The 23342-nt window shown below is 56.9% G+C and carries 28 protein-coding genes; 9 read left to right on the forward strand and 19 right to left on the reverse strand.

The window, feature by feature from the left end:
• Positions 1–124: 124 nt before the first annotated feature.
• Both ACR0AK_RS02090 and ACR0AK_RS02095 read right to left on the reverse strand, forming a co-directional pair.
• Complete coding sequence (locus ACR0AK_RS02090) at positions 125–586, reverse strand: hypothetical protein (RefSeq protein ID WP_480792202.1); 462 nt, start codon at positions 584–586, stop codon at positions 125–127.
• A 160-nt stretch (positions 587–746) separates the two neighbouring features.
• Positions 747–2144 (reverse strand): aminotransferase family protein, encoded by a 1398-nt coding sequence (locus tag ACR0AK_RS02095; RefSeq protein WP_480792203.1) that lies wholly within the window; start codon positions 2142–2144, stop codon positions 747–749.
• Between the two features lie 3 nt (positions 2145–2147).
• Between ACR0AK_RS02095 and ACR0AK_RS02100 the strand changes: the two genes are divergently transcribed.
• Positions 2148–2270: a hypothetical protein gene (locus ACR0AK_RS02100; protein ID WP_267885466.1), complete on the forward strand. Its 123-nt coding sequence runs from the start codon at positions 2148–2150 to the stop codon at positions 2268–2270.
• A gap of 92 nt (positions 2271–2362) precedes the next feature.
• Positions 2363–3991 carry an acyl-CoA synthetase gene (locus ACR0AK_RS02105; protein ID WP_480792204.1) on the forward strand — a complete coding sequence of 543 codons (1629 nt, stop codon included), beginning with the start codon at positions 2363–2365 and terminating at the stop codon, positions 3989–3991.
• Here the strand turns inward: ACR0AK_RS02105 and ACR0AK_RS02110 are convergent.
• From ACR0AK_RS02110 to hmgA, 7 genes are all read right to left on the reverse strand, one after another.
• Positions 3988–4329, reverse strand: coding sequence for a DOPA 4,5-dioxygenase family protein (locus ACR0AK_RS02110; protein WP_480792205.1), 342 nt, complete (start codon positions 4327–4329; stop codon positions 3988–3990). The genes ACR0AK_RS02105 and ACR0AK_RS02110 overlap by 4 nt on opposite strands.
• An 87-nt stretch (positions 4330–4416) precedes the next feature.
• Positions 4417–5055, reverse strand: coding sequence for a maleylacetoacetate isomerase (gene maiA / locus ACR0AK_RS02115; protein WP_480792206.1), 639 nt, complete (start codon positions 5053–5055; stop codon positions 4417–4419).
• Positions 5056–5073: 18 nt separating this feature from the next.
• Positions 5074–5271, reverse strand: a complete 198-nt coding sequence (locus ACR0AK_RS02120) for a DUF2783 domain-containing protein (RefSeq protein WP_480792207.1) — start codon at positions 5269–5271, stop codon at positions 5074–5076.
• A gap of 5 nt (positions 5272–5276) precedes the next feature.
• The gene (locus ACR0AK_RS02125) at positions 5277–6887 is read right to left on the reverse strand and encodes an FAD-dependent oxidoreductase (protein ID WP_480792208.1); all 1611 of its coding nucleotides are present in this window, start codon (positions 6885–6887) and stop codon (positions 5277–5279) included.
• 137 nt (positions 6888–7024) lie between these two features.
• Positions 7025–7975 carry an MBL fold metallo-hydrolase gene (locus ACR0AK_RS02130; RefSeq protein WP_480792209.1) on the reverse strand — a complete coding sequence of 317 codons (951 nt, stop codon included), beginning with the start codon at positions 7973–7975 and terminating at the stop codon, positions 7025–7027.
• Between the two features lie 10 nt (positions 7976–7985).
• A complete protein-coding gene (fahA, locus tag ACR0AK_RS02135) occupies positions 7986–9242 on the reverse strand; it encodes a fumarylacetoacetase (RefSeq protein WP_480792210.1) in 1257 nt (418 codons plus the stop codon).
• A 22-nt stretch (positions 9243–9264) separates the two neighbouring features.
• A complete protein-coding gene (hmgA, locus tag ACR0AK_RS02140) occupies positions 9265–10620 on the reverse strand; it encodes a homogentisate 1,2-dioxygenase (protein ID WP_480792211.1) in 1356 nt (451 codons plus the stop codon).
• Between the two features lie 57 nt (positions 10621–10677).
• On the opposite strand from hmgA, the gene ACR0AK_RS02145 reads away from it, so the two are divergent.
• The 3 genes from ACR0AK_RS02145 to ACR0AK_RS02155 all read left to right on the forward strand — a co-directional run bounded on the left by ACR0AK_RS02145 (position 10678) and on the right by ACR0AK_RS02155 (position 13365).
• Positions 10678–11130 (forward strand): MarR family winged helix-turn-helix transcriptional regulator, encoded by a 453-nt coding sequence (locus ACR0AK_RS02145; protein ID WP_480792212.1) that lies wholly within the window; start codon positions 10678–10680, stop codon positions 11128–11130.
• Positions 11131–11190: 60 nt separating this feature from the next.
• Positions 11191–12450 carry an adenylate/guanylate cyclase domain-containing protein gene (locus ACR0AK_RS02150; RefSeq protein WP_480792213.1) on the forward strand — a complete coding sequence of 420 codons (1260 nt, stop codon included), beginning with the start codon at positions 11191–11193 and terminating at the stop codon, positions 12448–12450.
• Positions 12451–12513: 63 nt separating this feature from the next.
• Positions 12514–13365: a M15 family metallopeptidase gene (locus ACR0AK_RS02155; protein WP_480792214.1), complete on the forward strand. Its 852-nt coding sequence runs from the start codon at positions 12514–12516 to the stop codon at positions 13363–13365.
• A gap of 92 nt (positions 13366–13457) precedes the next feature.
• Here ACR0AK_RS02155 and ACR0AK_RS02160 read toward each other — a convergent pair whose 3' ends face one another.
• Positions 13458–14267 (reverse strand): division plane positioning ATPase MipZ, encoded by an 810-nt coding sequence (locus ACR0AK_RS02160; protein ID WP_170561265.1) that lies wholly within the window; start codon positions 14265–14267, stop codon positions 13458–13460.
• 217 nt (positions 14268–14484) lie between these two features.
• Here ACR0AK_RS02160 and ACR0AK_RS02165 point away from each other — a divergent pair, with 217 nt between their 5' ends.
• The 3 genes from ACR0AK_RS02165 (at position 14485) to ACR0AK_RS02175 (ending at position 17583) form a co-directional block, all read left to right on the forward strand.
• Entirely contained in the window at positions 14485–15372 is an 888-nt protein-coding gene (locus tag ACR0AK_RS02165; protein WP_480792215.1) for an AEC family transporter, read from the forward strand.
• Between the two features lie 80 nt (positions 15373–15452).
• Positions 15453–17048 carry an MFS transporter gene (locus ACR0AK_RS02170; protein ID WP_480792216.1) on the forward strand — a complete coding sequence of 532 codons (1596 nt, stop codon included), beginning with the start codon at positions 15453–15455 and terminating at the stop codon, positions 17046–17048.
• 70 nt (positions 17049–17118) lie between these two features.
• Complete coding sequence (locus ACR0AK_RS02175) at positions 17119–17583, forward strand: GNAT family N-acetyltransferase (RefSeq protein WP_480792217.1); 465 nt, start codon at positions 17119–17121, stop codon at positions 17581–17583.
• 78 nt (positions 17584–17661) lie between these two features.
• Here ACR0AK_RS02175 and rpmE read toward each other — a convergent pair whose 3' ends face one another.
• Complete coding sequence (gene rpmE / locus ACR0AK_RS02180; RefSeq protein ID WP_010437577.1) at positions 17662–17883, reverse strand: 50S ribosomal protein L31; 222 nt, start codon at positions 17881–17883, stop codon at positions 17662–17664.
• Positions 17884–17894: 11 nt separating this feature from the next.
• A complete protein-coding gene (gene rplS, locus ACR0AK_RS02185; protein ID WP_142639138.1) occupies positions 17895–18278 on the reverse strand; it encodes a 50S ribosomal protein L19 in 384 nt (127 codons plus the stop codon).
• Positions 18279–18656: 378 nt separating this feature from the next.
• Here rplS and ACR0AK_RS02190 point away from each other — a divergent pair, with 378 nt between their 5' ends.
• A complete protein-coding gene (locus ACR0AK_RS02190; RefSeq protein WP_480792218.1) occupies positions 18657–19460 on the forward strand; it encodes a glycoside hydrolase family 25 protein in 804 nt (267 codons plus the stop codon).
• On the opposite strand, the gene ACR0AK_RS02195 is transcribed toward ACR0AK_RS02190, so the two are convergent.
• From ACR0AK_RS02195 to rpsP, 7 genes are all read right to left on the reverse strand, one after another.
• Positions 19457–19819, reverse strand: a complete 363-nt coding sequence (locus ACR0AK_RS02195) for a hypothetical protein (RefSeq protein ID WP_480792219.1) — start codon at positions 19817–19819, stop codon at positions 19457–19459. The two genes, ACR0AK_RS02190 and ACR0AK_RS02195, sit on opposite strands and share 4 nt — an antisense overlap.
• Positions 19820–20016: 197 nt before the next feature.
• Complete coding sequence (gene trmD, locus ACR0AK_RS02200) at positions 20017–20826, reverse strand: tRNA (guanosine(37)-N1)-methyltransferase TrmD (protein ID WP_480792220.1); 810 nt, start codon at positions 20824–20826, stop codon at positions 20017–20019.
• Positions 20823–21638, reverse strand: coding sequence for a hypothetical protein (locus ACR0AK_RS02205; RefSeq protein WP_480792221.1), 816 nt, complete (start codon positions 21636–21638; stop codon positions 20823–20825). The genes trmD and ACR0AK_RS02205 overlap by 4 nt, the downstream gene beginning before the upstream one ends.
• Positions 21638–22141 (reverse strand): ribosome maturation factor RimM, encoded by a 504-nt coding sequence (gene rimM / locus ACR0AK_RS02210; protein ID WP_170561257.1) that lies wholly within the window; start codon positions 22139–22141, stop codon positions 21638–21640. The genes ACR0AK_RS02205 and rimM overlap by 1 nt, the downstream gene beginning before the upstream one ends.
• Positions 22134–22283: a hypothetical protein gene (locus ACR0AK_RS02215; protein ID WP_170561256.1), complete on the reverse strand. Its 150-nt coding sequence runs from the start codon at positions 22281–22283 to the stop codon at positions 22134–22136. The genes rimM and ACR0AK_RS02215 overlap by 8 nt, the downstream gene beginning before the upstream one ends.
• A 6-nt stretch (positions 22284–22289) precedes the next feature.
• Positions 22290–22925 carry a 5,6-dimethylbenzimidazole synthase gene (bluB, locus tag ACR0AK_RS02220; protein WP_170561255.1) on the reverse strand — a complete coding sequence of 212 codons (636 nt, stop codon included), beginning with the start codon at positions 22923–22925 and terminating at the stop codon, positions 22290–22292.
• A 12-nt stretch (positions 22926–22937) separates the two neighbouring features.
• On the reverse strand, positions 22938–23327 hold the full coding sequence (rpsP, locus tag ACR0AK_RS02225; protein WP_170561254.1) for a 30S ribosomal protein S16: 390 nt from the start codon (positions 23325–23327) through the stop codon (positions 22938–22940).
• Positions 23328–23342 lie beyond the last annotated feature (15 nt).

The following is a 23342-nucleotide window of genomic DNA, read 5'->3' on the forward strand; positions in this document are numbered from 1 at the left end:
CCAAGCAGTGAAGCAGACATTCTTCCCACTCAAAGTTTGCATCAGCGGAGTCATGAGAGCAAGAGGTAGTATGGCAACGGAATTTAGGTCGCCGGTCATTCCTTACTGGAACGGAAACACAAACCTATTTGCTTGGGTCTTTCTTCACCAACTGCGCCGCAAATGCCACGCCTGTGCCCGGACCGGCATAGGTGACCATGATTACGTCATCCAGATATACACCGTTGAAAATTCCGGACGACACATCGTCACCGGAAATCCCAGCCTCGGCCAGAACAAAGCGGGTGGGATCGTCCAGGCTGAAAGTGCCCATTGCCTCTTCGACGATCCAATCTTTGTCGCCTATGCGCCTCCAGCGATTGGTTGCGGTGATCAGGTTGCCGTCCAGTTTGGTGATCTCCAACTCCATCTCAGTCTTCAACAGGCCTTTGTCGTGGTTGGGGTTCGATTTGGCAAAGGCTACCAGATAGGTGCCATGCCAGGTGCCAACTATCTGAGGAAAGCCGCTGCCGTCGTCTGCGCTGGATGGCGTGGCGACTGCAATAAGGGCAATGGCGGCGAGGCTTCTGATGAGATTGAGTACCATTGGACACGTCTCCTGTAAGGGGTGTGGTAACCACAGGGTACTCGAGTTGGCGATTTTCACAAACCCGTGTCAGAAAACAAAAAAACCGGCGCGTTGGGCGCGCCGGTTTGATTTCATCTGCCAGAATTGCGTGAGTGGCGGCAGATGTTTTCAGTTACGTTCAGCCGAATACACGACCCAGTGCGCCGTCGACCGCGTCAGTGATCTGGTCGATGTCGTCTGCGGTTGCAATCAGCGCGGGCGAGAAGCACAGCGTGTTGTTGCGGCTTGGGATCGAGCGGTTGGTGGCCCCGATGATGACGCCCTGCGCCATACAGTCGGCAACGACCGCCTGAACCCTTTTCTCATCCATTGGCTCTTTAGTGGCCCGGTCGGAAACCAGTTCGGCACCCAGGAACAGGCCCTTGCCGCGTACGTCGCCGATGACTTGATGCTTTTCCATCAGCGCCTGCAGGTTGCCCAGCATCCGGTTGCCCATGTCGGTGCAATTCTGCAGCAGGTTCTCGTCTTCGATGATGCGCATGTTCTCGATCGCAGCGGCCGGACCGGCGGTGCAGCCACCAAAGGTTGAGATGTCGCGGAAATAGCTCAGCGGGTCCGACATGTCGTCTTTGAACATGTCAAAGACTTCTTCGGTGGTGACCATTACGGCAATCGCCGCATAGCCCGAGGCAACGCCCTTAGCCATCGTCACGAAGTCCGGCTTGATGCCGTACTGCTGGTACCCGAACCAGGTGCCGGTACGACCAACGCCGCAGACAACTTCGTCGATGTGCAGCAGGATGTCGTACTTCTTGCAGATTTCCTGCACACGTTCCCAGTAACCTTCGGGCGCTTCGATGACGCCACCACCGGCGGTCACAGGCTCAAGGCACAGGGCGCCAACGGTTTCGGGGCCTTCGCGCAGTATCACTTCTTCGATGGCGTCTGCCGCGGCTTTGCCGAATGCCTCGCCGGACAATTCTTCCAAGCCCAGCTCGTGCTTGCGGTATTCCATGCAATGCGGAACGCGGACAAAGTCGGGTGCGAACGGACCGTACTGCGCCGTACGCTCGTCCTGACCGCCAGCCGACATGGTTGCCAGGGTCGAGCCGTGGTAGTCGCGGTCACGGTACAGGATCTTGGTTTTCTTGCCGCCATAGCGCTTGTGCGCGATCTGGCGAACCATCTTGAACGCCTTCTCGTTCGCTTCGGAACCGGAGTTGGTGTAATAAACGCGGCTCATGCCTGGCATTTTGCTGATCAGCTTTTCAGCAAAGATCGAACCGGGGATAGACCCTGCGGTATTGGCGAAATAGCACAGCTTCATCAGCTGGTCGTGAACCGCCTTACAGATCGATTCGCGGCCATAGCCGACGTTAACGGTCCAGACGCCACCGGACACGGCATCCAGATGCTCTTTGCCGTTCTGGTCCCAGACACGCATGCCTTTGCCTTCGACAATGATCTTCGGATCGTTGCTTTCCAATGGTTTATGCTGCAGCAGGTGGTGCCAGATATGGGCGCGGTCGGCTTCGACCACGTGCGAAAGATCGTTTTCGTTGAACGTGCCGTCCATGACATGTCCTTTCAGAATGGCTGGGGCGCGGGCGGCGAAAAGGGCCGTCCCGGCTTTGTGTTTTCGATGGCTCAGATCACCGCGAAAGCTCTGTCGGAGATAGGGCCAGATTGCACCATCCCGTAATTCCAGTCCATGGCCACGCCGTATTTTTACGGGTTTGTCAGAGGAACGACTTTGTGCTCAATTCGCCGGAACCGCAGAGGGAGGGTCAGCAAATGACACAAGCCAGCATCTATGAGCGTCATTTGGACAAACGCCGGGCAAACTACACGCCGTTGTCGCCGCTGAGTTTTATCGAGCGGACAGCGCACATTTACCCGGATTATCCTTCCGTGGTTTACGGCGCGCGTCGCTATACATGGGCTGAAACATATGCCCGCTGCCGCCGGCTGGCAGGCGCATTGTCCGCACGTGGAATCAGCGCGGGCGACACGGTTTCAATCATCGCGGCCAACATTCCGGAAATGTATGAGGCGCATTTTGGAGTGCCGATGGCAGGTGCTGTTCTGAATGCCATCAACACCCGATTGGACGCACCGATCATTGCCTTCATTCTGAATCATGCGGAATCCAAAGTCCTTCTGGTCGATCCCGAGTTCTCAGGTGTGGTCAAAGAGGCGCTGGAACAGGTAGATCACGATGTACTGATCGTCGATGTCGAGGACCCGAGCTTTGACGGTGGTGAGAAACTGGGCGGCGTGACCTATGACGCCTTGCTGGCCGAGGGCGACCCTGAATTCAACTGGTCGCTTCCCAAGGATGAGTGGGACGCGATTACACTCAACTACACGTCTGGTACGACCGGCAATCCGAAGGGCGTAGTGTACCACCACAGAGGCGCCGCGCTGAACGCGCAGTCAGACCTGCTGGACTGGAATATGCCAAAGCACTCGGTCTATCTGTGGACCCTGCCAATGTTTCACTGCAACGGCTGGTGTTTTCCTTGGGCGATGGCCGCGAATGCGGGTGTTTCGGTCTGTCTGCGGGCCGTTCGAGACGAGCCGATTTATGCGGCGTTTCGGGATGAGAAGGTGACCCACTTCTGTGGCGCGCCGATCGTGCTGAATATGCTGGCCAATGCGCCCGATCACCTCAAGGACTTCGACCACGAGATCAAGGTGATGACCGCTGGCGCACCACCGCCTGCCGCAGTTATCGAAAGTATGGAAAACATGGGTGTCGAGGTCACTCACGTATATGGTTTGACCGAGACTTATGGTCCCTCCGTTGTCTGCGCTTGGAAGGATGAATGGAACGGTAGAGAGGCCAAGGAACGCGCCGCTCTTAAGGTCCGTCAGGGCGTCCGCTACTCCGCCCTGTCGGGGCTTATGGTTGCCGACCCGGACACGCTGGAACCTGTGCCCGCAGATGGCGAGACGATGGGCGAGATTTTCATGCAAGGCAACGTCGTTATGAAAGGCTATCTGAAGAACGCCGACGCCACGGACAAAGCGTTCCGAGGCGGATGGTTTGCCTCGGGCGATCTTGGGGTGATGCATCCGGATGGCTACATCGCGCTTAAGGACCGGTCCAAAGACATCATCATTTCAGGTGGCGAGAATATCTCGTCGGTCGAGGTCGAGGATATCCTTTACAAACACCCGGCCGTTATGGAGGCCGCCGTGGTCGCGCGCCCGGACGACAAGTGGGGTGAAACACCCTGTGCTTTCGTTGAACTAAAGCCTAGCGCACAGGCGAGCGACGCGGATATCATCGGCTTCTGTCGGGAAAACATGGCCCATTTCAAGGCCCCCAAAACGGTGGTGTTTGGGCCTTTGCCCAAGACCTCGACTGGCAAAATCCAAAAGTTCAAATTGCGGGATCAGGCAAAGGCGCTGACTTAAGCGCCCACCTTGTCAAAGATCGACAGATCAAGGTCCAGCATTTCACCCATCCAGATGGCTCGGTCTCGATGATCCGCGAGATGGTCGCCGGTTTCGGGGTGGGTGAAAATGGTCAGGCCCTGTCGGTTCAGCATCAGCCAGGGGATTACTTGATCAAAAGCGTCGGGGCCAAAGCCCAGCTGGCAACTCCACCGTGGATGCGGACCGACATTTTTGGTGTGCATGCGCCCCATTTTTACGGGAAACAGGCGGGTGGCCTGCTCGCAAACCTGTAGGGCAATGCCTTGTGTGTCGGCCTCGAAATAGACATGGGCATGATACCCGGTGATCTCTGGCATGAGAGCCTCCTGCAACCGTTTCACAGAAAGTAGGAGTAATCGTGGGGGTTGGCCATTTGCAGACGCACACAGTTACTGTGCGCAGGGTCATGTCAGTGCATCAGCATCCGGGTGCGCCGCGGCAAAGGCGGGGTGATTGGTACATGCAGCCTCGACGCTTAGAACGCGAGGCAATTCGGATAAATCCACGTCCCAGCGGCGCGCGTTGTACATCTGAGGCACCAGACAAACATCGGCCAACCCAGGCTGGGTCCCTGTGCAAAAGGGCGCTTGTTCAAAACCCTTCAGGAGGGCCTCGAAAGCCAGCAGGCCGGGGCGGATGAAATGGCGCATCCAGTCGCCGGGCATGCCCTCGGCATCATCACTGAGTGTGGTGGCATATTGCGCAACCGACAAGTTGCAGACCGGATGCACATCTACAGCGATGGACTGCGCCAGTGCCAGCGCGTGCGCCCGCACCGCCGGTTCCGCAGGCAGCAACCCAAGGCCTCGCGTTTGGTCAAGGTAGTCGATTATAGACAGTGATTGTGTCAATCGTAGCCCGTCAATTTCGAGCACCGGCACCAGTCCCTGCGGGTTACGGGTCAAATGACTGTCCGACCTTTGTTCGCCCATACTCAGATCAATTGGCACGGGGCGATAGTTGATCCCGGCCAGATTCAGCGCGATCCGCACCCGGTAGCTGGCCGAAGACCGCGAGTAATCGTACAATACCACGCCGCTCATCTTCACCTCCTCCGTTCGTCAGGTGTCTTTCAGCGTGGCGGCATTCAAGGCGGTAGACAACACTTTTGCATTTCCGATGTGATTGGCCAGAACCAGAACCAGACGTGCGTTCAGGGCGTCGCTGTCGGCTTTATCCAGCCCGTCATGGGCGGCCACCAGATCGGCATAAAAATCGTCTGCATTGTCCAGATTTGGGGTGAGGATCAGGTCGGTCATGTCGCTTATTCCTTGCCGGTTGCCCGGCGGATCGCCTGCCGGAATGCGTTTTCTTCGAACGTGTCGCGGCGCGCGGCGACGTGTTGGTCAGGTCGGATCAGATAAACCGCACCCGGGGCATCGCCCAGATACCTGCGCTTCAGCTCCAAAGTCAGGTCATCCTTGACAGAGAGGGCCAGTCGCGTGGCCGTAACGCCGCTTTCTTCTAGTCTGTCAGGAGCGTCCGCATCTATCGTCAATAAAGTGAATTTCCCGGCCAACTTGGGCAGCAAAAATTCATCACCCAAAGGCGCGTCCGGGCAGGCGGAACCAGGGCGTGTAATCTCTGGCCCGGTCAGAGCATCCGCAGAACTCAGCGATGATCCGGAATATGCGCATGGTGTGCTCAACCGGCCGGAATTGACCAGCGGGCGCGCAAACGCGTAGTGCTCGCTGAGGTCCAAAACCGCATCCCGCAAAAGGCGCGACATATCGGATTTGGGCGTGATAAATTCCGTCGATAGGGTGGACATGCGGATGTTCTCATCCGCTGCTTCGACCCGTTCGCGGTTGTAGCTGTCCAGCAAAAGCTCGGGCGCTTCGCCGTCTATAACCATCTTTAGTTTCCAGCACAGGTTGTCTGTGTCCTGCAGACCAGAGTTGGCCCCGCGCGCGCCAAAGGGGCTGACCTGATGGGCGCTGTCGCCTGCAAACAAAACGCGACCATGGCGGAACCGCTCCATTCGACGGCATTGGAACGTGTAGATAGAGACCCATTCAAGTTCGAAATTGATCTCTTCGCCCAGCATCTCCTTTAGGCGAGGGATCACGTTTTCAGGCTGTTTTTCCTGCTCCGGGTCGATGTCCCTGCCCAGTTGCAGGTCGATCCGCCACACGTTGTCGGGTTGCTTGTGTAGCAGGGCAGACTGTCCGCGATTGAACGGCGGATCGAACCAGAACCAGCGTTCGGTCGGGAAGTCCGCCTGCATCACTACGTCAGCGATCAGAAAGTTGTCTTCGAATACGCGGCCTTCGAAATCCAGGCCGAGCATGCGGCGGGTAGGCGAGTTTGCACCGTCACAGGCAATCAGCCAATCCGCCTCAACGTTATAAGGGCCTTCGGGCGTTTCGACTTCAAGCTTGACGTGATCGTTGTGGGTGCCGACGGCTTCGACCTTGTTCTGCCCGCGAATTTCAATCGGCGCGCCCTTGGCCTGCAATTCCCGTACCCGTTCAACTAGCGCTTTTTCAAAATAGTATTGTTGCAGGTTGATGAAGGCCGGATGCGCATAGCCCGCGTCGGGTTGCAGGTGAAACTCATAGACCTGGCGGTTGTCAAAAAAGACTTTGCCGGCATCCCACAGCACGCCTTTATCGACCAACTTACCCCCGGCGCCCAGACGGTCGGCGATTTCCAGAGACCGCTGTGAAAAGCAGATCGCGCGGCTGCCAAAACTAACCTTGTCATTGTCGTCCAGTACGACGACAGGGACCCCTTTCTGGGCCAGATCAATGGCTGCGGCCAACCCAACCGGGCCGGCGCCAACCACGATAACCTTGTGTCGTACCGAGCTTGCCGTGTCCTGATCCGGGCTGCGTTGGTAGGCATAGAGTGGAACTTCGAAAATCTTGTTCATGGGCTCTCCCCCAATACTCAGGCGCCGTGGGCGCACTAAATCCCGCCCTCTGGCACATGTGCGCCAGAAGGTCTTGCCCTATGATTCCACCTATTTCCCCTGAGCAAAACGATCTGGATCAAGTTTGCCCGTCTTCTTCAGCCCTGCAGGGCCTCCCACATCTCCAAGTCGCGCTGGGCGGTCCAGATCCGGGGCGTGTCGATACCGCGGGCTTCGTCATAGGCGCGGGCAACGTTGAAGGGCAGGCAGTGTTCATAGATCGCGTAATCTGCGAATTTCGGATCGCATTCGGCGCGCACCGCGTCCCATGCCTCTTTCAGAGACCCGCCACGGGCTGCAACCTTTGCGGCGGGCCGATAGGTGCTTTCGACGAAGTCGCGTGTGTTTTCGATGGCGGCGTTCACCATGTCTCTGCCGACCAAAGCGTCACCACGCCCGGGCGCGATGGCGTCGACGTCGAACCACCGGATCTCGTCCAGCGTGTCGCCCCAATCGCTGAAATGCCCGTCACCGCAATAACAGGCCGAGTGGTATTCGACGATGTCACCGGTGAACATGACATTCTGGTCGGGTACGTGAATGACGATATCACCTGCGGTGTGGGCGCGGCCCAAATGCATAAGATCGACCCGACGATTACCCAGGTAAACCGTCATCGTGTCACTGAATGTGGTGGTAGGCCAGGTCAGGCCAGGGATGCTTTCATGGCCTTCAAACAGGCGGGGGAAACGCTGAAACTCGCTGTCCCAGTCCTCTTGCCCGCGTTCAACGACCATGGCGCGCGCCATGTCCGACATCAGGATCTGTTGCGCACCAAACGCACTGGCACCCAGTACGCGAACCGCGTGATAGTGGGTCAGCGCAACGTGGGTGATCGGTTTGTCGGTGACGGACCGCACGCATTCGATCACCTTGTTGGCCAGGCGCGGGGTCGCCTGCGCTTCGACGATCATCACGCTGTCATCGCCGATGATGACGCCGGAATTCGGGTCACCCTCAGCGGTGAAGGCATAAAGGCCCTCGCCGACCTCGGTGAATGAGATCTTCTTTTCCGATATATCCCCCTGGGACGCGAATGCCTTGGCCATGGTAAGCTCCTTATCGGGTGTACGGGTCTTTTAGGGCGGGCAGCACGGTCCCGACGCAGTCGCCAAATCCAATGGTGTAACCGTCGCCCTTAGCGGCACCTTTCAAGGTCAGCGTGTCGCCATCCTCGATAAATGTACGGGTTTCGCCGGTATCCAGGGTCAGCGGCTCTTTCCCGCCCCAGCTGAGTTCAAGAAGCGAGCCCCGCTCTGGCTTGGTGGGTCCGGAAATCGTGCCAGACCCCAACAGATCGCCGGTGTTCATCGGGCAGCCCGAAGTTGAATGGTGCGCCAATTGCTGTGCTGCCGAATAATACATTTCCTTGTAATTCGTCCGCGCAATCGTTGAAGCGTCCTTGCCGTCAGGTGCCATCGTAACTTCAAGATCAATGTCATACAGCATCGGGCCACAATCTTTCAGGTGATCCAGAAGCTCGAATTCGCGCGCAGGCGTGTCGCATCGAAAGGGCTCCAATGCAGCTTTGGTCACTATCCACGGGCTGATCGACGTGGCAGTGGCTTTGGCCTGAAACGGCCCCAGCGGTTGATACTCCCATGCCTGAATATCGCGTGCGGACCAATCGTTCAGCAAAACGTAACCAAAGATGTTGTCGTCAGCCTCCTGAACGGAAATGGGTCCGTCCGAGGGTGTCCCGACAATCGCACCCATCTCAAGCTCGATGTCAAAACGACGGCTAGGCAGAAAAGCGGGCATGTCATGATCGGGTGACTTGAGCTGGCCCCAGGGCCGGCGAATATCGGTGCCCGACACGACAACCGAAGATGCACGGCCGTTATAGCCGATAGGAATGTGTAACCAGTTCGGGGGCAGGGCGTTTTCCGGCCCGCGGAACATGGTGCCCACGTTTTGCGCATGGTGGCGCCCGGCATAGAAGTCTGTGTATTCGCTGACAGCAAATGGCAGATGCATTTCTGCTTCGCTTTGGGCGACAAGCAGCGGCTCAACCTGCTCCTGTTCTTCGGCCCCTTCAGCCAACAACGTGGTCAAACGGTTGCGCAATGCGGCCCAAACCGCGGGACCTTCCTCCATCAAAGGGTTCCAGAAGGGCAGGTCAAAGAGCGGCTCGTCGGCCAGTTCTATTAGACCATTGGTCTCAGCGGCGGTGACATCCAGGATCATGTCACCAATCGCGACGCCACAGCGCGGATCGCCGCCTTCGGTCGAGAAAACACCGTAAGGCAGGTTGTTCAGGGGAAACGGGTGATCGGCCTCGTTGGCCGAAGCTACCCAGGATTTCATCAATGGCATTTATTCAGACCTCTTTTGGGTGTCACTTCTTGCCCGGTGTGCCGTCGAATTTTTTTTCAAGCGACGTCCAGCAGTCGATGTAGTCATCCTGCAACGGGGCTTCGTTGGCTGCAAATGGTGTCAGGTGCTGCGGGAAGCGGGTTTCGAACATAAAGGACATCGTGTTGTCCAATTTATCCGGCCCCAAGTTGGAGTTTGAGGCTTTCTCAAACGCTTCCCGATCCGGCCCGTGCGGCAGCATCATGTTGTGAAGGCTCATCCCGCCGGGAACAAAGCCCTGCGGTTTGGCGTCGTACTGGCCGTAAATGTTGCCCATCAACTCGGACATGATGTTCTTGTGGTACCAGGGCGGGCGGAAAGTATCCTCGGCTACCATCCAGCGTTCGCGGAACAGGACAAAGTCGATATTGGCTGTCCCCGGCTGGCCTGAAGGAGCGGTGAGCACGGTAAAAATAGATGGATCGGGGTGGTCGAACAAGATCGCGCCGACCGGGCAATAGGTGCGCAGATCATATTTGTAGGGCGCGTAATTGCCGTGCCATGCGACCACGTCCAGCGGGCTTTGGCCGATCTTGGTGGTGTGGAACTGCCCGCACCATTTGACAGTAACAGTCGATGGTGCCTCACGATCTTCAAACGCAGCGACCGGAGCCTTGAAATCGCGTGGATTAGCCATGCAGTTCGCCCCGATAGGGCCGCGTCCCGGCAATTCAAACTTTTGCCCGTAGTTCTCGCAGACAAACCCGCGTGCAGGGCCTTCCAGCACTTCGACGCGATAGACCAGACCGCGGGGAAGAATGGCGATTTCCTTAGGTTCAAGATCAATGATGCCCAGTTCTGTCGAAAACCGCAGACGGCCTTCCTGCGGCACCACCAACATCTCGGAATCGGCCGAAAAGAAGTAGTCATCCACCATCGATTCGGTGACCAGATAGATGTGGCTGGCCATACCAACCTGGGTGTTCACATCGCCTGCGGTGGTCATCGTGCGCATACCGGTCAGCCATGTCAGCCCCTCATCGGAATGAGGCACCGCGTCCCAACGGTACTGCCCAAGGCTGATCACATCGGGGTCGACACAAGGCGCTGATCTCCAGTGCGGCAGGTCGATTTTTTCGTAACGGTGCGAATGCTTTACCGATGGGCGGATGCGATAGCACCACGTACGCTCAGGTGGGTTGGCTGTAAATGCGGTGCCGCTAAGCTGTTCACCGTAAAGACCATAGTTGCAGCGCTGCGGGCTGTTCATCCCCTGCGGCAGCGCGCCGGGCAGGGCTTGAGTCTCAAAATCATTTCCAAAGCCGGGCATATAGCCCGCTTGCGTGCCAACGGGCGTGCTGGCTTGGGTCATTTCATGCGGATCCGTCGGATGGTTCATTCCGTGTTCCTCCGTTTGCTGCTTGTCGGATAATAGTTGATTTTGTAACTAACAAGCATGACAAAGAGTAATACAGCCAAAAATGATGACTTTGATCCGCAGGATTTCTTGCCTTACCTGCTGAATCGAGCCGCCGAGGAGAGTTCGCTGGAGTTTCAGCAACTCTATAAGGACCGCTATGGAATGTTGCGAACAGAATGGCGGGTCCTGTTTCATCTTGGAAACTACGGTGAGATGACGGCCAAAGAGATCGGTTTGCGCGCTAGAATCCACAAAACCAAGGTCAGCCGCGCCGTATCGAAACTGGAGCAGCGTCGATACTTGACCCGCATGCGCGACACATCCGACCGCCGGGTCGAACGGTTGACGCTGACACCCACGGGGCGGACGGCTTATACGGACCTGCGCCAGGTGGCCGAGACATATAATGCAAAGCTTGCCGGCCTGTTTTCTCGTCATGAGGCGGCTTTGTTGCGCAAAATGCTTCGGCGCCTGGCTCATATGGATTGAGCACTGGTAATTCACCGTCGTCGTTCCCAGATGGGACCCAGAACAAAAATGGGACAAAACATGACGACCTCAGATGCCGATGCGGCAAAATCAAGCGATCTTATCAACTGGCTGGTGACGCGCGGGCTTGAGGGTGTCGAGAAAGAAGAATTGCTGGAAGAGTACTGCAATCGTCTGGTCGACCTGGGCGTTCCTCTGATGCGATTTCATGCGGCCCAGTCGACCCTTCATCCGGTTTATGGCGGCACCGGCTATAGCTGGTATCACGGCAAAGGCGGCGAGTATCAGAAGTTTGAATACTCGGAACAGCCCAGCGAGCAATGGCGAGCCAGCCCTCTCTTTGCTGTTCTGAATGAAGGCCTGAGCGTCGTTCACGAACGGTTGGTAGATCAGAACCAACCCAGCCGTTTTCCTTTGCTGAATGAACTGCGCGAACATGGTGCCACCGAGTACTACGCGACGGGCGTGTCGTTTAACGTTCCGACGCACAATCAGCCGAAAGACGCCGAAGAGGCAGTAAGCGGTGTATTGCTGTCGTGGACGTCTAATGCGCCCGAGGGGTTCAAGGACAGCGATTTGGCCCTGATCAATACGGCCCTGCCGCACCTTGGACTGGCTTTGAAATCGGCCAACAACGAGCGTATTTCGAAGGACCTGATGCGCGTCTATTTGGGCCGTGATGCCGGCCGTCGTGTTTTGTCCGGCGAAATCAGGCGTGGTTCGCTTCAGCAGATCGACGCAGTAATCTGGAATTTTGACCTTGAGGGGTTCACTAGCCTGTCCGAAAATCTGCCGGGTAATGCGCTGATCGAGATGCTGAACGAGTATCTGGCGGCTGTGATTGACGTGGTCCATCAATGCGGTGGAAGTATTCTCAAGTTCATGGGGGACGGGCTGATGGCCATGTTCGATGTGGGCGAGATCGATGCGGACGCGCGGGCGGCAATGATGGCCGTCGCTGAATTACAGAAAAGAATGGCGGACCTGAACACGCAACGCACTGCTGATGGTCTGCCGGTGTCGAATTATACACTGGCGTTGCACGCTGGCGAGATTCTGTATGGCAATATCGGATCCGAGAACCGGTTGGACTTCACAGTCATCGGCCCGACCGTCAACCAAACCGCGCGGATTGCCGGCATGCATCGGTCGCTGGGGCAACGTATCTTGATTTCGGATGACGTGGCCCGCGCGGCGCAACCCTGCGCCTCAGAGCTTGTCTCAGTCGGTCGCTATATGTTGCGCGGCGTAGCTGAACCGAAGGAACTTTTTACCGTTTACAGGTCAGGGGAACAATGCGGATTCAAAGATCCGAATTGAGCCTGCTTGCAGTCTGGATGGGCTGCTCTGATTGCCCGGCTTCTGTGTGCGCTCCAAGTTGACATGAAGGCTTCGCGCCTCTTTCTTGGGGTGGCATTCAGAACAAGAGGCGTTGAAATCGTGGATAGAATCGAGTTTCCACCCATCCCGATCTGGAATGATGAGCTCGATACGCGGGGCTATCATGGCATCGAATTTGATGACACAGATCCCCGCGGATCAGAACCGCTTGTTGATGTTGGGTCGCATGGAATAGCGGTTGTGCCTTATTATCATCTCTCGGATGGGTCAAACCCACCCTATGGCAGGCAAATCAAGGGCAGCTTGGCCAGAACATGGTGTAGGGCTGGTATTGTACCGATGTTGCAAGCCGCGAATGCCGCCTTGGCGGAAAATGGGTGCGAGCTTGTCGTTTACGATGCTTATCGTTCTATTTCCACGCAGCGGGATTTGTGGTCATGGGCAGTAGGGAAAGCGGCCCAGGATTATCCGGAGCTTTCTCAGCCCGAGTTGGAAGCCCGCACACGGCAATATTGCTCAGATCCTCGTCATTTCGATCCGGAGAACGAAACGACTTGGCCAACCCATTCAACAGGGGCTTCAGTCGATGTTGTTTTGCGGAGCCTTCAAACTGGCGAAGGGCTGGATATGGGCGCGGCCTTCGACGACCTGAGTGCAATTTCCCATACTGACTATCTTGAACGCGAACAGCGTGCCGGGCGGATCGAGCCTGACAACACCGCGCTATTGAATCGTCGTTTGTTGTATTGGGTGATGCGGAAGGTCGGTTTCACCAACTACGCATCGGAGTACTGGCACTTTGACTACGGAAATCAGATGTACATGTTCAACAAGCAGTTAGAATCCGGAACACAATGCTTCGCTTGGTACGGCTATCACGCCGTTCCGCAGTGACCTTTGAAGGTTGCCGGAAAGACGGTTCAAGCTTGACTTGAGGCGTTAATGAACCGGTTGACGCACTTACAGATCAGTCGAACGCCGGTTCGTCAGAAGTCGATCTCAACGCCCGGAAGGTTCAACTCTTTCATCATGTCGCGCAGCTCTTGCCGCGCGGCGATGTTCGAAATGTTCAGTTGTTTGACCCCGATATCCTTGAGATCCAGCAGGGTAAGGCCGCGCGGGAACAGTTCGCGGAAGATAACCCGTTCGGAAAAGCCGGAGGCGACGCGGAATCCGATGCGCTGGGACAGCATCTCAATTGCGCGCTGCATCTTTTCCTTGTTGACCATGCGTTGGGTACCGACCCGGTTGCGGACGACCACCCAATCGATGGGCTTTAGTCCTGCTTGCGCGCGCAGTTGGCGGGCGTTCCAGACCATTTCGGAATAGACTGACGGGCCAAGAATTTTCTCACCCTTTGAGTCAATACGCGCCAGAAGGTCAAAGTCGATGAAGCTGTCGTTGAGTGGCGTGATCAGAGTATCAGCCAAAGAATGCGCCACTTGGCTAAGGCGGGTATGTGATCCGGGGCAGTCGATCAGGATGAAATCGCTATCGCTTTCCAGCTCGGCCACGGCAGCAGACAGGCGGTGGTCATAGATATTCTCGCCAGGCTTCAGCTTGGACGCGTCGATCTCGGGCAGATCGTGGTGCCGCGGGCTGGGCAGGGTCAGGTCTGAATTTTTTAGAAAATTCTCGCGGTTCTCGAAGTACCGGCCAAGGCTGCGCTGCCGAAGATCAAGGTCCAGTGTGCTGACCTTGTGACCCAAACGCGCCAGCGCGGTGGCCACATGCATCGACACGGTCGATTTGCCTGCGCCACCCTTCTCGTTCCCCACTACGATGATATGTGCCATGCTTGTATTCCCACGTCCCGCCGTGCTTAACCACACGTTGTTGTCGACCACTATATGTTGTGGAGGCCGGGAATGGAAGAACCCCAAGCGCCCTAGCGAGGCAATATCAGGCTCTAATTTGGAAAACTCAATCGGGTGTGTCGGTTAGGACGCGCGCTTGCCAAAGCGGATCGGCTGTTTCACTGTTCAAATCAGGGTTTTGCAGCAGGAGAACTGGTTGGACCATCTGTTTTTGAACGTCCTGAACGTGGTTCTGCCGGTATTGATCTGCGCCGGAATCGGGTACGCCCTTGCTGTGCTCAAAGCACCGTTCGACAACAAGGTTATTGGCGGGATCGTCTCGCGGGTTGGGTACCCGACGCTGATCATTTCGCACCTGTCCGCCACCAAAATAACGGTCGGCACATTTCTGGACGTCATGACAGCCGCAGCGCTCGCGATTGCAGGGTTTGGGGTTTTGGGGTTTCTTGCGCTCAAGGTCATGCGCCTCCCGGTACGGGCCTTTTTAACACCGCTGATGCACGGGAATGTTGGCAATATCGGGCTGCCGATTACGCTGCTCGCGCTGGGCGATGCGGGAATGGCCTACACTATGGGCTTTGTGGTGGTTGTGCTGATCAGCATTTTTACCGTCGGCATGTGGATACCGGCGGGTGAGTTTTCGCCAAAGAAAATTGCCACGTCCCCAATAATCTATGCGGTGATCTTGTCGCTGATCCTTATGGCGACCGGATCAAGTCTGCCCCAGCCGATCGAAAAGTCCTTTGATATTCTCGGAGGGTTGTCGATCCCGCTGATGCTACTGACGCTGGGCCATACGCTGGCGACGTTGCAGATCAAAAGCCTGGGCCGGGCAGTATTGTTGACGGTTCTGCATTTGGTCATGGCGATCGCAATCGCCAGCTCGCTGGTCTGGGTTTTCGGTTTCACCGGGGCCGAGCGCGGGGCGGTGATCCTGTGTTGCCTGATGCCGTCCTCGGTGGCGACTTACCTGTTCATCGACCAACACGTACCGGAATACGGGCCGGATGTTGCGGGTTTTATCCTTGTGTCGACACTAGCCACGATTGTCGTCCTGCCGCTCGCGCTGTCTTACTGGATCTAAAGCCGCCCCTATGCGTGTTGGCAAAATTTGCTAAACTGCTGATTAATTGCATTTAAGAACAATGAGTTTGGGGTGGATATATGACTGACGAGACACTTTCTGACCCAACCCACGAGGGGGGGTCCCGCGTTGTGCTGGCAATGACGGCCATTTGCATGATGGTTGTCGGTTTCAATACAACGGCGGTGGCGACCATTCTGCCCAACCTCAAGGCCGAGTTCGATCTGACCCCATCAGGCCTGCAATGGGTGATGGCGACCTATACGGTGGCCAGCGCCACTCTGGTCACGATTGTCAGCCGGTTGGGGGATATTACCGGCAAGATGGGCGTGTTTTTCTTTGGCATGATTGTTTTTGCTATCGGCTCTGCTTCGGTTCTGTTTGCGCAGGACGGAGCAATGCTGTTGTTCGGGCGCGGTGCGCAAGGCGCGGGTGCCGCCGCATTGTTCGGAACGTCGCTTTCTCTGTTGACCGCCGCAACCCCCGAAGAGAAGCGTGCAGGTGCCACTGGCGCATGGGGGGCAATCGTCGGTCTGGCCATCGGCGTCGGGCCGATCGTTGGCGGTGCCTTTGCCCACTACATCAGCTGGCGGGCTGTGTTCGCGACCGATCTGGTGTTGCTTGTATTAGCCTTCCTGATTGGGTTGCATGTCAGCCGACGAGGGTACGTTCCGGACACGCGTCAGGCCGGGGCCAGATTTGATTATCCAGGCGCCTTTGCGTTGTTGTTGTTTCTTGGGCCGCTTTCTTTCGCGCTCAGCAACGGCGAAAGCAGTGGGTGGGCAACGCCGATGACGTTGGTTCCACTGGGTGTCGCGGCGGTAGCGACAATCATCCTTGTCATCGTGTCCCGCCGCAGTGCGGATCCGTTGATCGAGCTTAGATACTTCAAGCATCCGCGCTACTTCATGGCCGCGGTGGGCATGTTCTTCACCGGCTTCACACTGTTTTGTTTCTTTGTCTATTTCAACACGTTCGTACAATCCCCGGACGCCTTCGGGTATTCGCCCATCGGGGCTGGATTGGCGATCATGCCGCTCAGCCTAAGCATGTTTGTGATCTCGGTCACTGCACCCCGTTTCCTTGCGCCCTACAGCTTTCAGTGGCCTATCGCGATTGGATTGGGGGCGATGGCCTGCGGATTTCTGTTGTTGATGAGCACCACAAATACCACGCAATACGCCGAGATCTGGTGGAAGCTGATGATCGTCGGAATCGGGTTGGGCATCTGTTTTTCACTCTTACCCCGGCTTGGTCTGCGTGTACTACCGGAAGAGCACGTGGGGCAGGGGTCAGGTGTTATCAATGCCTGCCTTTATTTCGGAGCGACCCTTGGCGCTGTAGTTGGTGGTCTGGCCGAGGCGATAACGAAGCGTAGAGGTCTATCTGAGGTCATAAATGCCTTGCCTACCGGGTCCGCCCAGAGAGAGGATCTTGCCCATGCCATTACCCATGGTACGCCCAGCCAGATCCAGCAATTGATTGCGAAAATGGACCCGGAAACCAGCAATGCCCTGGCCAAAGCGCTGCGGGATTTGCAGGATAACGCCTTTGATAGCGCGATGCTGGTCGCTGCTGCTGCGGCTTTGGTCGGGATGGCTTTGGCGCTGATGCTACTGCGAGGGCCGGTACCACCTGTTCATAGCGCGGCCGAGTTGACGCGCGAGAAGGACTGAGTACTGACCGAGCCTGTTCCAGCAGTCCGAAACTCTCCCACTGGGCATCCCGCTGTGATAGGGGGTTTCCATGGTTGAATTTATACTACTTTCCCAAAAAACCCTGCGCCCGTTAGCGGCTCTGACCGTACGTGATGATCAGGCAGGATTTGTCGCGACAAATCTGATGACAATGGCGCAGTCGATTTTTGAGTCCGGATCGGACATTTACGGCATTTGGAACGGTGATGAACCGGTCGGGCTGCTTGCCACTATCGACATGGCGCATCCTGACGCGGACTTGGATGACGGAGATGACCCGGACGGGGTCTACATCTGGCGGCTGATGGTCGATAAATCCCAACAGGGGCGCGGTTATGGGAAGGCAGCGCTGGAATTCGCAAAATCGGTTGCTTTGAAGAAGGGGCGCTCCAACCTTGTGATCAGCGTTGTCGACGAACCCGGCAGCGCGCTGCCACTTTATCAAGCGTTTGGCTTTGTCCCGACCGGCAGACTTGTCGACGGCGAAGTCGAGTTGATCATGCGGCTTTACTAGCAGCGAAGAATTCACGTCTACGATGCAAAAAAGGCCGCCCCGGATGGAGCGGCCTTTCGCATCTCAATAGGTTCCGGCTTAGAAGCCCAGACCTTCGTATTTTTTCTTGAACTTCGACACACGGCCGCCGGCGTCCAACAGGCGCGACGAACCACCGGTCCATGCAGGATGCACAGAGGGGTCGATTTCCAGAGCCAGCTGATCGCCTTCGGCGCCCCAGGTGGATTTCATCTGAACCACGGTGCCATCGGTCATTTTGACGTCGATGACGTGATAATCGGGATGGATGTCTTTTTTCATCTTTCCGTTCCTTACGCTTCGGCGCCAGCTTTGGGCTTGTAGTTGGTGACTTCTGCGATACGCGCGGATTTACCACGGCGGGTGCGCAGGTAGTACAGTTTGGCGCGACGGACGCGGCCACGGCGTACAACGGTGATGCTGTCGATGTTGGTCGAATACAGCGGGAACACACGTTCTACGCCTTCGCCAAACGAAATCTTACGAACGGTGAACGCACCGGCGATGGTGTTTCCGCCTTTGCGGGCGATGCAGACGCCTTCGTAGTTCTGCACACGGGTGCGCGACCCTTCGGTCACTTTAAAGCCGACACGGATGGTGTCACCGGCTTTGAAATCGGGGATGTCTTTCCCCAGGGCGGCAATCTGTTCCGCCTCAAGCTGTGCGATCAGGTCCATCGCATTTCTCCTATCTGCTCGTGGTTGATCCACGAAGTTAAGCACGGCCTGAGAGCTCTTGGTCTTCACCGGGTCCTGCGAACAGCCCGCCAGAGGTCAGATCGAATGTTCCTTATGCCTGGTCTGCCCTGCCGCGCCGTGGCCGAAGAAAGCCGGGCGTCACGCCATGATTCAAACCAAAACACCGGAGTCGCATGACGCGGCACCGGATTGCGCTGCTTTAAGGCCTTTGCGCGCAGGGATCAAGCCTGAATCGCTATAAAGATCGGGGCCGAATGGTAGGTTTTCGCCGCTCGTCAACAACACCGTTGCCTTGTCAGGCAGATCGGGCATTCTAGAGGGAATTATAAGAGCAGAAATTTGGAACAGGAACATACCATGCGTACAGCATTGATGCTGGTTGTTATGGCCTTCGCGACCCTGTCCTGCGGTCGCAGCAGCCCGCCGCCCCAACAGGTCGAACCAAAGGCATTTTTGAGCACCACGTCGCCGTCGGTCATTTTCCCAAGCTTTGGGGATGCCAAGCCGCACGAGTGGGAAGGACGGCATCCGGGTCATTACCCGGTTCATGGGCTCGATGTTTCGCGATGGCAAGGCCCGATTGACTGGCGAAAGGCCAAGTCATCTGGCGTCAGTTTCGTGTTCATCAAAGCCACCGAAGGGGGTGACGTCGCCGACCCCTTGTTTGAAGATCACCGTCGCGGTGCGCAAGCAGCAGGCGTGCCGTGGGGCGCGTATCACTACTATTACTTCTGTCGACCTGCCCATGAGCAGGCGAAGTGGTTCATCGAGAATGTGCCTAAAGGTGCAGACCTGCCGCATGTGCTGGACATGGAATGGACGCCACATTCCAAGACCTGCACCATACGACCTGATGGCGCGACAGTTCGGTCCGAGGCGAAGCGGTTCCTTGATATCCTGGAACGACACTATGGCCGTCGCCCGATCGTCTATACGACCGTGGATTTCTATGGTGACACCGATATCGCCCGCCTGCCCAAGACGGAATTCTGGCTGCGGTCGGTCGCCGGGCACCCGCGCAACGTTTACCCCAAGGCCGCGTGGCGGTTTTGGCAGTATACGGGCACGGGTTTGGTTCCTGGCGTTCAGGGGAAAGTGGACATCAACACATTCAACGGCCCGCCTGAGATATGGGCCAGATGGAAGGCGGGGGGCGCTTAGCCGCTTGGTGACCCATAAGTTTCAATGGTTCCTCCGGCCACAAGGTGATCCAGGCGGCGTATCCGTTCTTCGCCAGATGTGTGATGCAACCAGAACCGCTCTCCATCAGTTAGTTCGCGTCGCTCGAAGCCAAGTTCGGTCATGCAGCGGTTTACCTGGTCAATTTCACCCTGTGAGCGAAGCTTATCGTCGAAGGGCGCCGTGACGATGGGGCCCAGGATCACGCCCCACAGCAGGATATTCGTGGCGTATCCACCAATCACCGCGCTGTTGCCCCCAATATCTTCCTCGGCGGCGCATGATTGCACGGCGACCTTTGCGGAGTGTAGGTTATGGCCCGCCTGAGTGGGCACTGCCATCTCAAGAGGCTTGGTTGTGCAAGCTGAAAGGGCAAGCACAGCTAAGCATATGATTTTTTTCATTTAGCAGCCTGTTATGCGTTGAATTGAAATCGCATTTTGCAATATCTTAAAGATGAGTATTTTTTCAGAACATCAGCTTCAAGTGGTGTTCGCTAAATACAGGAACGTGCTGCATACAAGCCACACTCGGGGTATCAGTCCTGTGTCTCGTCCCCGGAATCCACATAGCGTTCCCAAAGATCGGGGCGTCGCTTGCGGGTGATCTCTTCGGACATCTGGTGACGCCATTCGGCGATGCGCCCATGATGGCCAGACATCAGTATGTCAGGGATTGAGCGGTCTTTCCAATCTGCGGGTCGGGTATATTGCGGATGTTCTAAAAGACCTGAGGAAAAGCTTTCCTCTTCGGCCGAGGCCTGATTGCCCAAGACGCCTGGAATCAAACGTACCGTTGCATCGATCAGCGCCTGGGCTGCGATCTCGCCGCCGGTCATCACGAAATCCCCAAGACTGACTTCCTGAATACCGTAATGTTCCAACACCCGTTCATCAACGCCTTCGAACCGACCGCAGAGCAGGGTCATGCCATCACAACGTGCAAGATTCTGCATCATGCGCTGGTCCATCCGGCGACCGCGCGGGCTGAGGTAGATCAACGGCCAGTTGCCTTGCACACCTGACATTGTGTGCTCAATCGCTTCGCCCAGAACGTCTGCACGCAACACCATACCCGCGCCGCCGCCAGCGGGTGTGTCGTCGACATTGCGATGTTTGCCAATTCCGAACTGGCGCAGATCCACCGTCTCTAACTGCCACAGCCCTTCTTGCAGGGCTTTTCCCGTCAGGCTTTCGCCGAGAACGCCGGGAAAGGCCGACGGGAAAAGGGTGATGATTTTCGCCTTCCATACCCCGTGCAGATCAGGTGTTGGGGTCATCAACTCACGCGGCTTCAGCGTGGGACGGATCGCCCTGCGTCCGTGGGATTTACTTGGCTTTTCTGTCATATCGTGCTGACCATCGCGTTTTTCGCCCGCTCTACGACCAGCGCCTTTTGGCGGATCAGTTCTGCTTCGCCCAGATGGGATCGGTTCAGCGTCAGCAACTCGGCCAACACGTTTTCTGGCAGCCTGCTATTGGATTTTGTGGGTGGCACCAATAGCTGCGCTTTTTCCCGCGGTAAGTCCAGGAATTCGGCAAAGGGCGTACCGGGACCAAAGCGTCGCAATTGCATCTCTTCCAGCCACTCTTCCACCACTGTGACCGAAGGCAGTTTCTTGCGGATATCAGTGACCGTTTCTTCGAGCGGGGGCAGGTGATCCATATTCGCGCGGAAGGTTTCGAAATCCTGAACCTCGCGGGTTCTCTGAAGATCATGTGCCCAAAGGCTGCGCAACCACGATCCACGCTGGCGCAGGGACAGGTAGATCGTGATCTCGACCTCCTGATCCGCGAACCGGTCGTGGACTGCGTCCACTAGACCCGCAGCCAGATCCGGCGCGGCGGCATATCCCTGTTCGATATTGCGACTGGGCCGCAGACCACTGAAATTCTCTTCGCTAACGATCAGGCTGCGTTTGGTGCCGAAATTCCGCGTGGCTAAGTATTCTCGGGTCAGCGTGCTGAACTCGGACAGTGTGCCAACGGTCCCATAGATGGAATGCCGGGTTGCTGCACCTGACAGTCCAAATTTGCGCGTCTTGTAAGGCAGCAGCAGCGCAAAATGTGGCCAGATCAACTCGCGGTTTTCATACAAAAACGACTGTGCCGCAGTGGTTCCGGTCTTATGCAGCCCCAGATGCAGCAGAACACGCCGCATCAGATCAGCCCTTCGGGTGGATCTACGATGATGCGGCCTTTGTCCAGATCCACGGTCGGAACAACCTCAAGCGTGAAGGGCAGCAAAACTGTGCTTTTTAGCCCCGGTCCATGCAATTCCAACAGATCGGCAGCACCGTGGTTTTGTACCGACTTCACACGACCCAGCAACGTCCCGCCGGTATCATAGACCTCAAGGCCAATTAGGTCAGTGTGATAGAATTCATCATCAGGCAAGGACGGTAGTTGATCGCGCCGTGCAAACAGGCGCAAGCCGTTGATGGCGTCAGCCTGTTCCTTGGTCTCAATCCCCCCCAGGCGGGCGGCAAAACCGTTCTTGATCGGACGGGTCAGGACCAGCGGATACCGTTCCTTGCCGTCTTCGTCGGTCAGGGGGGAATAGGCCTCGATATCCTCGGGGATTGCGCAAAAACTTTTCAGCCGCACTTCGCCGCGCACGCCGTAAGACCCCGCAATGCTGCCTACGCAGATCAGATCACTCATTTGGCCCTTCCGTCGTTACACATAGCCCGTCCTGCCAGTCGCCCAGCGGGGCACATGCCTCGCGTTGATTGTTGCGCTCAAAGAACACACCCACAATAAAGGCGATCAGCAGCAGGATGGGAAGTCGTATCAGTCCGAACATCTGGCTTTATCGGGTTTCGATATGCAACCGGGCGCTGCGCTGTTCCCAGCCGGCGCGCTCAAGTTCGGGTCTTTCTGACATTTCTTCGGGCCATCCCACGCAGTAGTAGCCCACCAATGACCAATCGTCCGGCACACTCAGATCGCGTTTCATCCGTTCGGGATCAAGGATCGAAACCCAGCCCAGCCCCAGCCCCTCGGCCCGCAAAGCAAGCCAGAACAGGGTGATCGCGGCAACGACGGAATAGCGGCGCATCTCGGGCATCGTGCCCGCGCCCAGCCCAAGTCCTTTGTTGGTCGTCTCGTCTGAGAAAACGGCCAGTTGAACTGGCGCTTCCTGCATGCCGGACAGCTTGAGGCGGCTATATTTCAGCGCCTTGTCACCCGAGTATCCCGCAAGGGCCGTTTCGTTGGCGTTTTGGAAATTCTCCAGCGCTGCGGCACGCGCCGCTTCGCTTTCGACGCGAATGACGCGCCAGGGTTCGCTCAGCCCCACGGAAGGGGCCAGTCGAAATGTGTCGAGGCAGCGTGTCAGCACCGCCTCGTCCACGGGATCGGTGCGGAACCGGCGCACGTCGCGCCGGAGCCGCATCAACAGTTCGAACTGCGTGCGAAAATCGTCGGTGAAGTCCTGATCCTGCACGCGCCGACCTGCTTACTCTTCTGCTGCTGCTTCTTCAGCCGGCGCAGCAGCCGCTTCGGCAGCTTCAGCAGCCTTTGCAGCTTTTTCTTCTGCGCGTTCCTGAGCTTTCTTGCCCGGGGTGCCCTTGTTGGGGTTGTTGCGCTCGGCCTTGTCGCGGGTGCCGGCAGCTTCCAGCATACGTGCGATACGGTCGGTGGGCTGTGCGCCCTGGTCCAGCCAGTACTGAACGCGCTCCATGTTCATTTTCACGCGCTCTTCGCTGTCTTTGGGCAGCAGCGGGTTGTAGGTGCCCAGCTTTTCGATGAAGCGACCATCGCGGGGCATACGGCTGTCAGCCGCTACGATGCGATAGAAAGGACGCTTTTTCGAGCCGCCGCGGGCGAGACGAATTTTCATTGCCATGGTGGTATCTCCTTT

Source organism: Ruegeria sp. BI12 (assembly GCF_056537985.1).